Source organism: Bernardetia aquimarina (assembly GCF_042180575.1).
GTDB lineage: Bacteria > Bacteroidota > Bacteroidia > Cytophagales > Bernardetiaceae > Bernardetia.
In genome coordinates, this window is the sequence record NZ_CP170094.1 from 2,394,748 (window position 1) to 2,408,197 (window position 13,450).

Annotated in this window: 12 protein-coding genes and 1 tRNA gene; 10 read left to right on the forward strand and 3 right to left on the reverse strand. The window is 33.4% G+C overall.

What is annotated here, in order from left to right; genetic code table 11:
- The first annotated feature begins 25 nt into the window (after nt 1-25).
- Nucleotides 26-706, forward strand: coding sequence for a hypothetical protein (locus ACE193_RS10165; protein ID WP_375562863.1), 681 nt, complete (start codon nt 26-28; stop codon nt 704-706).
- Nucleotides 707-719: 13 nt separating this feature from the next.
- Here the strand turns inward: ACE193_RS10165 and ACE193_RS10170 are convergent, their stop codons facing one another.
- The 3 genes from ACE193_RS10170 to ACE193_RS10180 form a co-directional block, all read right to left on the reverse strand.
- On the reverse strand, nt 720-1,898 hold the full coding sequence (locus ACE193_RS10170) for an aminotransferase class I/II-fold pyridoxal phosphate-dependent enzyme (protein WP_375562864.1): 1,179 nt from the start codon (nt 1,896-1,898) through the stop codon (nt 720-722).
- Nucleotides 1,899-1,961: 63 nt separating this feature from the next.
- A complete protein-coding gene (locus tag ACE193_RS10175) occupies nt 1,962-2,441 on the reverse strand; it encodes a DUF962 domain-containing protein (protein WP_375562865.1) in 480 nt (159 codons plus the stop codon).
- Between the two features lie 237 nt (nt 2,442-2,678).
- Nucleotides 2,679-3,917 (reverse strand): phosphoglycerate kinase, encoded by a 1,239-nt coding sequence (locus tag ACE193_RS10180; protein ID WP_375562866.1) that lies wholly within the window; start codon nt 3,915-3,917, stop codon nt 2,679-2,681.
- A 614-nt stretch (nt 3,918-4,531) separates the two neighbouring features.
- Here ACE193_RS10180 and ACE193_RS10185 point away from each other — a divergent pair.
- From ACE193_RS10185 to rplL, 9 genes are all read left to right on the forward strand, one after another.
- Nucleotides 4,532-7,726: a SusC/RagA family TonB-linked outer membrane protein gene (locus ACE193_RS10185; protein WP_375562867.1), complete on the forward strand. Its 3,195-nt coding sequence runs from the start codon at nt 4,532-4,534 to the stop codon at nt 7,724-7,726.
- A 36-nt stretch (nt 7,727-7,762) separates the two neighbouring features.
- Nucleotides 7,763-9,277, forward strand: a complete 1,515-nt coding sequence (locus tag ACE193_RS10190; RefSeq protein WP_375562868.1) for a SusD/RagB family nutrient-binding outer membrane lipoprotein — start codon at nt 7,763-7,765, stop codon at nt 9,275-9,277.
- 228 nt (nt 9,278-9,505) lie between these two features.
- A tRNA-Trp gene (locus ACE193_RS10195) sits at nt 9,506-9,578 on the forward strand.
- A 247-nt stretch (nt 9,579-9,825) separates the two neighbouring features.
- Complete coding sequence (secE, locus tag ACE193_RS10200; RefSeq protein WP_375562869.1) at nt 9,826-9,996, forward strand: preprotein translocase subunit SecE; 171 nt, start codon at nt 9,826-9,828, stop codon at nt 9,994-9,996.
- Between the two features lie 61 nt (nt 9,997-10,057).
- The gene (gene nusG / locus ACE193_RS10205; protein ID WP_375562870.1) at nt 10,058-10,639 is read left to right on the forward strand and encodes a transcription termination/antitermination protein NusG; all 582 of its coding nucleotides are present in this window, start codon (nt 10,058-10,060) and stop codon (nt 10,637-10,639) included.
- Between the two features lie 312 nt (nt 10,640-10,951).
- Nucleotides 10,952-11,401 carry a 50S ribosomal protein L11 gene (rplK, locus tag ACE193_RS10210; RefSeq protein ID WP_375562871.1) on the forward strand — a complete coding sequence of 150 codons (450 nt, stop codon included), beginning with the start codon at nt 10,952-10,954 and terminating at the stop codon, nt 11,399-11,401.
- Between the two features lie 99 nt (nt 11,402-11,500).
- Nucleotides 11,501-12,199: a 50S ribosomal protein L1 gene (rplA, locus tag ACE193_RS10215; RefSeq protein ID WP_375562872.1), complete on the forward strand. Its 699-nt coding sequence runs from the start codon at nt 11,501-11,503 to the stop codon at nt 12,197-12,199.
- Nucleotides 12,200-12,228: 29 nt separating this feature from the next.
- Complete coding sequence (rplJ, locus tag ACE193_RS10220; RefSeq protein ID WP_375562873.1) at nt 12,229-12,765, forward strand: 50S ribosomal protein L10; 537 nt, start codon at nt 12,229-12,231, stop codon at nt 12,763-12,765.
- Nucleotides 12,766-13,070: 305 nt separating this feature from the next.
- Entirely contained in the window at nt 13,071-13,445 is a 375-nt protein-coding gene (gene rplL / locus ACE193_RS10225; RefSeq protein ID WP_375562874.1) for a 50S ribosomal protein L7/L12, read from the forward strand.
- The last annotated feature ends 5 nt before the right edge of the window (nt 13,446-13,450 follow it).

Sequence of the window (13,450 nt, forward strand, 5' to 3'; positions counted from 1 at the left end):
AAAAAAAGAAACATCTTCACATTTAGTGATTGATCAGAAAAATATTAAAGAAATGGTACTTAATTGTACAAAAGGATCTGACAAAAATTTTATCCTAGATTCAAATGAGGTAATCTTTTTAGTGCAAAAAATAAACTCTGCGAAACCCTTGAGTGGTAAAACACTAGCTCATAAATTTCTTACCATATACTTAAAAAATAACGATACAATAAAACTCTATATACGTGATAATCATTTCAAGTATCCTAAAAAAGGAGATCAATTTTATGAATTAGATATTGATCGTAATTATTTTACTACATTATGCTCTAGAAGAATTAACAAAAATATTTTAGAAGAGAATAAATTAGAGATTTCTGAACCAATAGAAACAATAAGTAGAATTTTCAATCAATATAATGAATTTCAAGAATCTACTGATTCTCCACATAATTTAGATTCTTTGAAGCAATCATTATACATTTTAGAAAAAAAAGAACTCAGTCCGTCTGATTTAGAATTAATAATAAATGTTTGGATGTATTATACTGTTACAGATTTTTCAACTCAAAAATACACTCAAAATACTTTATTAGCTCATAAAGAACAAAGTATTGAAGCAGTCAAAAAAAGAATGAAAAATAAAATGAAGTGGGAAAATAATGATACAGCTCCTTTTTCGGAATTAAAATATTTATTACAAAATTTAGAAATGACAAATGACTAATTCTTATGCCCATTTATTTGCCTCGTCCAATACTCTGAAGTATTTCCAAAAACCTCAAAATCTCATTTTCTGTATTAAAACTATGCAAACAAACTCGTAACCGTTCGTCTCCTTTTTTTACAGTCGGACTTTTAATAGCACGAACTTCAAAACCTTCTTTTTGTAATTCTAAAGCTACTTTTTGGCAGTCTTCATTTCCTTTTATGGGGATAATCTGAATAGGTGTTTTTGAAATAGAATAATTATCTAAAAACCTTTCACTTTGAGAAACAAATAATTCTATATTTTGATGTAATTTATGATTTAATTCTTTTTGATTAATTTGAAGAAAATCCATTGCTTTTTTGACAGAAACTAACTGAAAAAGTGGTGGCGCAGTTGTATAAATAAAAGGTAAAGCGAAGTTTATGAGATAATTTATAAGTGTTTGACTGCCCAAAATAACAGCTCCCTGTGTTCCAAAACCTTTTCCAAACGTATTTATTCTAGCAAAAACTCGTTTTTCTAATCCTAATTCTACTACAAGTCCGTTTCCATTTTCTCCAAAAACTCCTGTGCTATGTGCTTCATCGACCACTAAATTTGCTTCATGTTTTTCACAAATTTCTACCAGCTTTTGTAAAGGTGCAATATCTCCATCCATCGAATAAACTGATTCTACCACCACTAAAATAGTTTGATGTTCATTTGTTTGAGATGCTTTTATACGTAAAATCTTCTTTTCTAAATCTTCTAAGTCGTTATGTTTGAATGAAAAATGATTTGCATTACTCAATCTATATCCTTCTTTTAGAGAAGCATGAACCAAATTATCATACAAAATCACATCATTTCGTGTCAGAATAGAAGAAAGTAAAGCTACATTTGCATGATAACCCGAACCAAAAAAGAGAGCTTTTTCTGCCTTAAAAAAATGAGCAAGTTCTGTTTCTACTTCTTCAAAATACTCATTATGTCCAGACAAAAGCCTAGAACCCGTTGAGCCATTGCGAGAAGTTTTGAAACGATTACTTTGAGTTTTATATTCTTTTAAAATAGAATTTTGTAATTCTTCATTACAAGCCAAACCCAAATAATCATTCGAAAAAAAATCGATGTTATTTGGGTTTGGTAAGATTAGAGAACGCAAATTATTATCTTCTTTGCGTTTATTCAGCCTATTTTGAAGGTAATGTTCTAAGTTAGTTTTCAATGAAATTGTTTCTAAAAATGTATTCCCTCTTTTCTCCTCAACCTCTGTGGTTAAAATATATTGTTAGTATTTAATTCCTAATTTACTAAAAACAAAAGAAAGAAGCCACGCAGGACCAATCAAAAGGAATTTCAAATCATCAATAAAAGAAGGTTTTTCGCCTTCAATTTTGTGTCCAATAAATTGTCCTATCCAAGCCACTACAAAAATAATAAGCGAAATAATCCATAGAGGAGTAGAGAAATTGATATCTATCCAATTACAAATTGAGAGGTAAACAATAGCAATTCCAATCATTCCTAAAAAAATAGGAATAGAAAGACGCAGATAAAAAATAGAACAAGCAATACAAAAAATAGTCGCAAAATTGGCAAAATTGCCCATAAAAGGAAATAAATCTACTAAAAACTGGTGTGGAATACTCCAAAGCAAGCCCAAAACACTAAAAAAAATAGTTGGAACACAAATCCAATGAATGAGTTTGTTGGTGTGATTTTGATGGCTTTCTCCATATTTGTCAAGCCATTGTTGCATGGTTTTCATAATTATATGAGTTTGAATGTGTGGTAGATTAGAGTAAATTTTTACTTCTAAAGATAATGAAACTCAAATCAAACAGAAAATTTATAAAAACAAAGACCCCAAGATTTTCTTATGAAAATACTTAGAGTCTTGCATAAAATAGGTTTTTTATCTGAAAAAATTCGTAATTGACTTACGTTGTCTTTCAGTTCGTAATTAGCTTCACTGCTTTGGCAGGTCGTAATTCTCTAATAAAAATTATCCTTCCAAAGCTGTAACACTAGGTAATTCTTTACCTTCCAAATATTCCAAAAGCGCACCACCACCTGTCGAAACATAAGAAACTTTATTACCAGCATTCATTTGATTGATAGCTGCTGCCGAATCTCCACCACCAATAAGTGAATATGCTCCATTTTGGGTTGCTTCTACGACAGTTTCTGCAATTTTCTTTGTGCCCTCTGCAAAATTTGACATTTCAAAAACTCCCATAGGACCATTCCACATAATCGTTTTGGCATTTTTCAAAACATTACTAAACTCTTCTTGAGCTTCTTTTCCAATATCTAATCCCATAAATCCTTCAGGAATCTCTGTATTATTTACCAGCTTTGTGTTAGCATTATTATCAAACTTATCGGCTGCAATAGAGTCTTTTGGCAAATAAATTTTCACACCTTTTTCTTCTGCTTTCTTCAAAAGCTCACTAGCTAGTTCTAATTTGTCTTCTTCTACCAAAGAACTTCCTATTTTTCCTCCCTCTGCCTTAAAAAATGTGTATGCCATTCCTCCTCCTATAATAAGAGAATCTACTTTATCCAACAGCTTTTCAATAACCATTATTTTATCAGAAATTTTTGCGCCTCCCATAATGGCTACAAAAGGACGTTCTGGGTTTCCCAATACTTTTTTGGCATTCTCTAATTCTTGCTCCATTACGTAGCCACAAACTCTATCTTTTTTATCAAAAAATTCGGCTACTGTTGCTGTTGAGGCATGTTTTCTATGAGCTGTTCCAAAAGCATCATTTACATACACATCACCATAACGAGCTAGTTTTTTGGCAAACTCTGTATGGTTTTCATTGTCTGTTTTGGTTTCAGCTTTATAAAAACGAACATTTTCTAATAAAAGAACTTCTCCTTCTTTGAGTGTTTTAGATTCCTCTAATGCTTTATCACTCACAATATCCTCTATAAATTTCACTTCTGTATTTAAGTGTTCTTTCAAATACCCTACAATATGCTTTAAAGAAAATTTGTTTTCTCCTTTTCCTTCTTGTTCGTTTTCTCCTTCATTTTTGGGTCTGCCCAAATGCGACATCAAAACAATTTTGCCTCCATCTTTTAGTATTTTTTTGAGCGTAGGGAGTGCAGCCTTCAAACGAGTATCATCTGTAATTATAAAACCACCATTTTCCTCTTTTAAAGGAACATTAAAATCTACACGAACTAATACACACTTTTTATTGAAATAATAACTATCTAGATGAACCATGGAATAAATTAAATAAAGGTAAGAAATATCTAAACCTCAAAATTACAAAATTAAATGAGTTTAATGGAACAGTCATTTTAAAATTTTGTGGCTCAAAGTAATTAATCTAAACAGCTAAATTGAATAATTTCTACATTTTACTTAATTATTTTCAAGATAAAATCTAAAAGCATTACTATTAGCACTCTATTTTAAATTCATTATAAATTAGCTATACAAATTGATAATTTATTAGCATTTATTTTGGATTATTAAGAGATATGATATACTTTTATGGCAAGATAGAAAACTGCATTTGAGGTCTTATACATTTTTTTATTTGGTTTATTTATTTAACAACCATCTAATTATTTTGCAAAAAACTCAAAAAAAACTATTTTAAATAATAATAAGCTATTTAATCACTTATTATTTTAATAGTAATGCTTTTTATTTTTTCCTTAAAATTTATAAGGAAACATCAGAATTTGTCAAAACTTGGTTTAACGTTTATTTAGAAAAATTGTTTTAATGTAACATTCTCGTTATATTGCCTTAACAATTTTGCTATAAAGCAACCTTCCGAAAATTTAATTCTGATTAATTGTTTATTTAAACTAACATTAACTAATCTCATGAAGAGAAAATTATTACTAAGTACGCTAATGAGTCTTATGCTGATCGGTTCAGCTTGGGCACAGCGAACAATTACTGGTACAGTAATAGACGAAGCTCAAGGTGGTTTACCTGGCGCAACTGTACAGGTAAAAGGAACGAACACAGGTACAACAACTGATTTAGAGGGTAAATACTCTATTACTGTACCTGAAGGAAATGATGTACTTGTCTTTCGTTTTGTAGGTTATGCCTCACAAGAAGTAACGATAGATAACCGTACAACAATTGATGTAACTCTAGCTGAATCTTCTGAACTTACAGAAGTAGTAGTTACTGCATTTGGTGTTTCTAGAGAAAAACAATCTTTAGGTTATGCAACACAAGAAATAAAAGGAGATAACTTAGTTCAAGCTAGAGAAATGAACGTAGTTAACTCTTTAAATGGTAAAATTGCTGGTGTTCAAATCACAGGCTCTAACTCTATTGGAGGTTCTTCTCGTGTTGTTATTAGAGGCAATAGCTCTATTACAGGCAACAATCAACCTTTATTTGTTGTAGATGGTGTTCCTATTGACAACTCTAACTTTGCTACTGATGAAGGTACTGCAAGTGCTGGAAGCCAAGCAAGTGGTGGTGGAGGTATTGACTACGGTAACTCTGCTCAAGACATCAATCCAAATGACATTGAGTCTGTAAACGTATTGAAAGGTGCTGTTGCAAGTGCTTTATACGGTTCTCGTGGTCAAAATGGTGTAATTCTTATTACAACAAAAAAAGGAGCAAAACGCAAAGGTGTAGGAGTTACTTTTAACACAGGTGTTCAGTTTCAAGATGTATATGTATTACCTAACTATCAAAATAAGTATGGTGCTGCTGGTCTGAGAGACTCAGATGGAAATCTTGTAACAGATGATAGTGGAAATGCTATTCTTAATTATGGACTTGATGGTAGCTGGGGACTTCCTTTAGATGGCTCTATTACAGCTCGTCACTGGGATAGTTTCAATCCAGAAGATACAGAAAACTTTGGAAAAGCTCGTCCTTTGGTAGCAAGTCCTGATAACTTAAAAAACTTCTTTGAAAGAGGAACAATGTTTAGCAACAGTTTAGCTCTTGCAGGAGGTAATGAAAAAGCTACTTTTAGATTATCTTATACAAATGTTGATCAGCAAGGTACTTTCCCAGGTTCAGAAATTAAGCGTAATACACTTAGTTTTAATGGATCATCACAACTTTCTGACAAACTTAGTACAACAATAGGAATCAACTATGTGAATCAAAGAGGCAAAGGTCGTCCTCAAACAGGATATGGTGTAGGTATAATGTCTATGTTTAACCAATGGTATCAACGTCAATTAGATTCAGATCGTTTACGTAATAATTATATTGCTAGTGATGGTTCTCAAATCACTTGGAACAGAACAAGTGCAGAAGATGCTTCTCCTAACTATTTTGATAATCCTTACTGGACAGTTTATGAAAACTATTCAGAAGATCAAAGAGATAGAATTTATGGTAATGCAGCAGTTACTTATCAGATCTTACCTTGGTTAAGTGCTACTGGGCGTGCTTTGGTTGATACTTATACAGACCGTAGAGCAGAAAGACAAGCAATTGGTTCTGTAGAAATACCTTATTATAAAGAAGATGTACGTACTGTAACAGATAATAACTATGACTTTATCTTGAATGCTAATCGTAATCTTACAGAAGATTTAAGTTTAGTTGCTATGGTAGGTGCTAATAGTCGTGTGAGAAATTACAAACGTAATTTTGCAGGTACACAAGATGGCTTGAATGTTCCTAATTACTTTAATGTTGGAAACTCTGCTGGTACTCCAGAAATATTTGATGATGGTAGCAGAAAAATAGTAAACTCTTTATTTGCTAGTGCTTCATTTGGTTACCAATCTACTTTCTATATAGATGTTACAGGTAGAAATGACTGGTCTTCTACACTTCCAGATGGTAATAATTCTTATTTCTATCCTTCTGTTACAGGTAGCTTTATTTTCTCTGAGAAATTAAAGACAGATTGGCTTTCTTTTGGTAAGTTACGTGCAGGATACGGACAGGTAGGTAATGATACAGATCCTTATCGTATCTTAACTACTTATGAAGTAAATCAAAACTTTGGTAGCAATGGAAATATGACTGTTCCTGATGAGAGAAACAATCCTAACTTACGTCCAGAAAGAACTGATGCTTGGGAAATTGGAGCAACAGTAAACCTTTTCAGAAATAGAGTTGGTCTTGATGTAACATATTACAACTCTGTAACAAAAGATCAAATTTTTGGTGTTCCTGTTTCTCCAACTACAGGTTATACAAGAACTGTTGTTAATGCTGGTTCAGTAGCTAATAAAGGTATAGAAGCTATGTTGAACTTAAAAGTGTTAAACACAAATGGATTTACTTGGGATGCAACACTTAACTGGGCTAGAAATAGAAATGAAGTTGTTGAACTTGCTGAAGGTGTAACTACACTTCGTTTGGCTTCACTATTTGGTGTTTTCTTAGAAGCTCGTGAAGGAGAAGCATATGGAGTATTTGTAGGTCCTACCCTTGCTACACATACTGATGGGAGTTATATTGTAGATACAAATGGTCGTTATGTACAAGAACCTACATCTGGAGTTGGTCCTTCAATTATGGCTGACTGGACAGGTGGTATCAACAATACATTTGCATACAAAAACTTTAGACTTAGTGTTTTAGTTGATGGACAAATGGGTGGTAGTGTATATTCAGTTACTAACATGTTTGGTCATTATAGTGGTGTATTGGAAGAAACTGCCGAAGGTTCTATGCGTGAAGACGGTGTAGTAATTGATGCTGTAGTACAAACAGGAGTAAACGAAGATGGATACCCTATCTCTGATGGTACTGCAAACACAACAGTGATTGATGCTCAACGTTGGGGTACAGATTACTATAGTCGTGGTCGTGCTTCTCTAAATGTTTTTGATGCAAGTTATATCAAACTTCGTGAGATTCAGTTTGGTTATACACTTCCTACTTCATTTATTAGTAAGACTCCATTCCAAAGAGCTTCTTTATCTTTTGTAGCTAGAAATGTAGCTATTCTATTCCGTAACGCTCCTCATATTGACCCTCAAGATGGTGTAAGTTCTCGTAACGTTCAAGGTTTTGAAGGTGGTGGATTACCAGGCGAACGTAGCTGGGGATTCAACTTGAACCTTTCTTTCTAAACCATTTTTGTTAAAACTATAAAATTCGTATTTAAAATGATAAACATAATAAAAAAATATAAGCATACTCTAGTAGCAGCATCTTTAGCTACTTTTATGTTTGGTTGTAATCCACCAGACGATGTAAATATAGATCCTGATGAGCCTAGTACAGCGTTTCCTTCTTTTTTGCTTACATCAGCACAAAAAGAATTAACAGATAATATTTGGGACGAATGGGCAAATGGTAGAAGAGGAATGCAACTTTCTCAATTTTGGTCTTCTAATCAATATTCTAATGAGAGTCGTTATGCCTTTCGTGAAGCAGTTAGTAATAACCTGTGGTCTTTTTACTATGCAGATGTTATAGCTGACTTGAACGAAATTATTCGTTTGAATACAGAAAACCCTGATGCTTATGTAGGATTTGGAGCAACAGAAAACCAAATTGCAGTAGCTAAGATTACACGTGCTTATATGTATCAAATCATTACTGATACTTGGGGAGCAATTCCTTACTCTCAAGCAGGTAATCCTGATGAATTTTTGTATCCAAAATATGACTCACAAGAAGAAGTATATAACGGAATTATCAATGACTTAAATGATGCTATTTCTTCTATTAATACAGGAGGAACTAGAGTATTAGGTGATGTTATATATAATGGAGATATGAGCAAATGGCTTTTGTTTGCTAACTCTTTGAAGCTAAAGGTAGGAATGAGAATTGCTGATGTAGCTCCAACACTTGCTCAACAAACTGTTTCATCAGCTGTTTCTGCAGGAGTTTTTCAAAGCAATAATGATAATGCACTATTTAGCTATCTTTCTGCTGCTCCAAATAACAACCCTTTAAATGAGGATCGTAAGACTCGTGGAGACTTCGCTATGAGCAATATATTTGTAGAACAGTTATTAGATTTAAATGATCCAAGACTGCCTCTTTATGCTGCTCCTACATTATCTAGTGATCCTAGTGACCCTCTAAATGTAAAATATGTAGGAGAAGTTTATGGACTATCAGAAAGTGATGCAGCAAATACTGCTGATCAAGATATTTCTCAACCATCTGCTCAAGTTTTACAAGCTACTGCTCCAGGAATACTTATGACTTATTCAGAAGTACAATTCTTGTTAGCAGAAGGGGTAGCAAGAGGTTTTATTTCTTCTGGTTCGGCTGCAGAATACTATAATGCAGGTATTACAGCTTCTATGAACTATTGGAGCAGTGGAAGTCTATCTGACCAAGATATAACTTCTTATATTGCTCAACCGACTGTAAACTATGCTGCACTGAAAGCTAGTGGGCAAGAGTGGAACGTAATTATAGGAAAACAAAAATGGATATCTCTTTATATGCAAGGTCTTGAGGCGTGGACAGAATATCGTCGTCTTGATTTTGGTATCCTTCAATCACCAGCAGATGGTGCTTTAGAAGGAGATGGAAATGTTCCAAATCGCATCATTTATCCTATCAATGAGCAGTCTTCAAATGGCGAAAATTATAAAGCAGCTGTATCTTCACAAGGAGCAGATGCCTTAACTACAAAATTATGGTGGGACGTTAATTAATTCCTCTCCATAATTATATAAAAAGCCTAGATACTTGTTATCTAGGCTTTTTTATTAAAATTAAGTTTTAAGTTACAAAGTCAATCTAATAATACCAGCCTAGTTAAAATTAGCTCCAAAAAAAATACTTTTGGATTTATAATAAATTAGCATTCATTTTTTTAAAATAAATTTGTTAATTCAAAAATAAATTGTAATTTTGCACTTCATTAAAGATAACTAAAACACACGAGTGTAGCTCAGTTGGTAGAGCAGCGGTCTCCAAAACCGCAGGCCGCGGGTTCGAGCCCCTCCGCTCGTGCAATAATAATATGTAATCTGATTTAGGCTAAATTAATTAATTTTTTCTAAATACTTACAAAATAGTGAGTTTGATAGCACATTCTTAATGAATGTAAAATCTATCAAACTCACTTTTTTTAGAGTTTTTTTTACTCTAACAAAAAAACAAGTTCAAAGACACAGTCTAAAAAATAGCTTTAAAAAGCTAAAGACTAAACTTACCGATAAGACAAATTATACTCAGTATGAAAAAAGTAATAGAATTTTTGCAAGAATCTCGTGATGAGATGACCGAACATGTAACTTGGTCTTCATTTAAAAGTCTTCAACAGACTTCTGTAGTCGTACTTGTTGCATCGCTTATCTTTGCACTTATCGTTTTTGCAATGGATCAAGCCTTCCAATTTGGTTTAGGCGAGGTTTATAAGTCATTCTAAGTAAATAGGAATTACACTAAAAAAAATTACCAACAACTTACAACTCACTCCTAACAAAATTATGGGCGAACTCAAATGGTACATTTTGCGTGTTGTTTCTGGAAAAGAACGCAGCGTGAAAGAATATCTTGAAAAAGATATAGTTATCAATAATCTACAAGAATATTTTGGTCAAATTATCAACCCTACTGAAAAGGTATTCCAAATTCGTAAATCGAAAGATGGAAAAACCAAAAAAGTAGCTGTTGAACGTAATTATTTACCTGGTTATGTCCTCGTACATGTAGATTTAGATTCGCCAAATAGTGGAGAACTTATCCACCAACTTATCAATCTTCCAAGTGTGATTGGATTTTTAAGAGTAGATGGACAACCTCTAACAGATAAGCCCCTTCCGATGAGAGATTCCGAAGTAGCTCGTATATTAGGAAAAGTAGAAGCTGCCGACCAAGATGAAGTCAGAGATGATACTCAGTTTATGGTAGGAGAGTCTATTAAGGTAATGGAAGGTCCTTTTGCTGGTTTTAGTGGTACTATCGAAGAAAACCAAGAAGATAAAAAGAAACTTAGCGTAATTGTTAAGATTTTTGGTAGAAGTACACCAGTAGAACTGAATTATTCTCAAGTACAAAAAGAAGAGTAATATCATCTACTAGTCAGATTAGAAGAAAATAATTTTGAAAGATTGGAAAGTAAACTTTCAAAAATGAAAATATAAATCTATAAACTAAGAGCTACAACTTGCTTATAGGTTTGTCTCCAAAAAATTTAGTAGTTAAAATTATAGTTTTTAGATATGAAGCTTCCACGATTATCTCCCAAACTTTTAACAAACTAAATTATCAGTATTGTAGCATTTGTTAGTAATCTGTAAAGTAGTTACTTGAAGTTATTTAAGATGGCTAGTTTATTTTAAATAATTCAATAATTACATCACAACAACCGTTTCACAATCATGGCAAAGGAAATAAGTGCTAAACTTAAAGTCATAGTAAAAGGTGGTCAAGCCAATCCAGCTCCTCCAGTAGGTCCTGCTCTTGGTGCAAAAGGTGTCAATATCATGGAATTTTGTAAGCGTTTTAACGCTCTTACTCAAGACCGTATGGGACAGACATTGCCAGTAGAGATTACAGTCTTTGGCGACCGTTCTTTTGACTTTATCATCAAAACTCCTCCTGCTGCGGCTCTCTTAATTGAGGCTTCAAAAGTGAAAAAAGGATCAGGCGTTCCAAATCGTGAAAAAGTAGGTAAAGTATCTTGGGATCAAATCCAAACTATTGCCGAAACGAAAATGCCAGACTTAAATGCCTTTACTGTACATTCTGCTATGAAAATGGTAGCTGGTACAGCTAGAAGTATGGGTCTGAACGTTACTGGAAAAGCTCCTTGGGAAACTGCTGAATAATTTTTTAAAATTACAAGTGGTAGAGGAAAAGAATATTTTTATTCACAAAATTAAACGTAGGAGATTAATTAAATTTGATCGTTTGACTACAAAAATGTTATGGCAAAATTAACTAAAAAACGTAAGGAAGCCCTTGCAAAATACGATGCACAAGCAGAATATGTATTAGAAAAAGCAAGTGAACTTGTAAAAGAGATTAACTTAGCTAAATTTGATGCTTCTGTTGATATCGATGTGCGCTTGGGTGTAGATCCACGTAAAGCAGACCAAATGGTTCGTGGTGTGGTTACTCTTCCTCACGGTACAGGTAAGCAGGTACGTGTACTTGCCCTTGTTACTCCAGACAAAGAAGCCGAAGCCAAAGAAGCTGGTGCTGACATGGTAGGTTTAGACGATTATATCGCTAAAATTGAAGGTGGCTGGACAGATATGGATGTTATTATTACAATGCCAACTGTAATGGCGAAAGTCGGTCGTTTGGGTAGAGTATTAGGACCTCGTGGTCTTATGCCAAATCCAAAAGCTGGTACTGTTACAATGGATGTAGCTAAAGCAGTTACAGACGTAAAGGCTGGTAAAATTGACTTCCGTGTTGATAAAACGGGTATTATTCATACAAGTATCGGAAAATCTTCTTTTACAGCACAGCAAATCAAAGAAAATGCTACAGAACTTCTTTCTACGCTTATTCGTTTGAAACCTGCAACTGCAAAAGGTACTTATATGAAAAGTGTTCACCTTTCGACAACAATGAGTCCATCTGTAAAGATTGACAAATCGTCTATCAAAGGTCTATAATTTATTCCACCACAAAACTCAATAATACTATGAATCGTGATCAAAAAACACAAGTAGTTAAGGATTTGGTGGAGAAGTTTTCTAATTCAGCGAATTTCTATGTAACTGATTCTTCTGGAATGAGTGTTGCTCAAACAAATGCACTTCGTCGTGCGTGTTTTGAGAAAGGCATAGAATACCGTGTAGCTAAAAATACACTTATTCGTAAAGCATTAGAGCAAATTGAAGGAGACTTCGAACCATTAGTAGAAAAAGGAGCTTTGAAAGGCTTCTCTGCTATCATGTTCTCTCCTGAAACTGCAAAACTTCCAGCGCAAATCATTAAAGATTTTCGTAAAAAGAACAAATCAGAAAAACCTAAATTTAAAGCTGCATCAGTAGAAACAGCACTTTTCATTGGTGAAAACCAACTAGAAATGTTAAGTGAAATCAAATCTAAAGATGAAGTATTGGGCGAAGTTATTATGCTTCTTCAATCTCCTGCTCGTACAGTTACTGCTGCTATTCTTAGTGGTGGTGGTCGTATTGCAGCGATGGTTAAAGGAATTGCTGAAAAAGGCGAGTAATAACCAACTGATTTGTAGAAATTTTACAACAAATCTCTATAAAAACGACACTATAATTTATAATCAAAGCGAGTAGTTGTATATTTTTTATACAAAATGGCAACTAAGGAAGAAACTACTTAAATGCTCTGATTATTTAATTCAAAATACTGCTTCCAAGTTGTATTTCTTTTTTAACCGAATAAAGCAAGTTTAAATTTCATTTCAAAATAGATTAAACCGATTTATTCAACCTTTTTATATTCATTAAGTCTTTATTTTTCTAAGACTTATTTATTTACGAACCTTATTAAATAGTTAATATAATGGCAGATTTGAAAGCAATCGCAGAACAACTTGTTGGTCTTACAGTAAAAGAAGCTAACGAGCTTGCAGACATTTTGAAAGAAGATTATAACATCGAACCTGCTGGTGGTGGTGCTGTAATGATGGCAGGTCCTGCTGCTGCTGCTGATGAAGCAGAAGAACAAACAGAATTCGACGTAGTATTGAAAGCTGCTGGTGGATCTAAATTAGCAGTTGTAAAATTAGTTCGTGAGCTTACAGGTCTTGGCTTGAAAGAAGCGAAAGAATTAGTTGATACTGCTCCTAAAGCAATCAAAGAAGGCGCATCTAAAGCTGAAGCTGATGATATGGCTAAGAAACTTCAAGAAGCTGGTGCTGAAGTAGAAGTTAAGTAATCTAA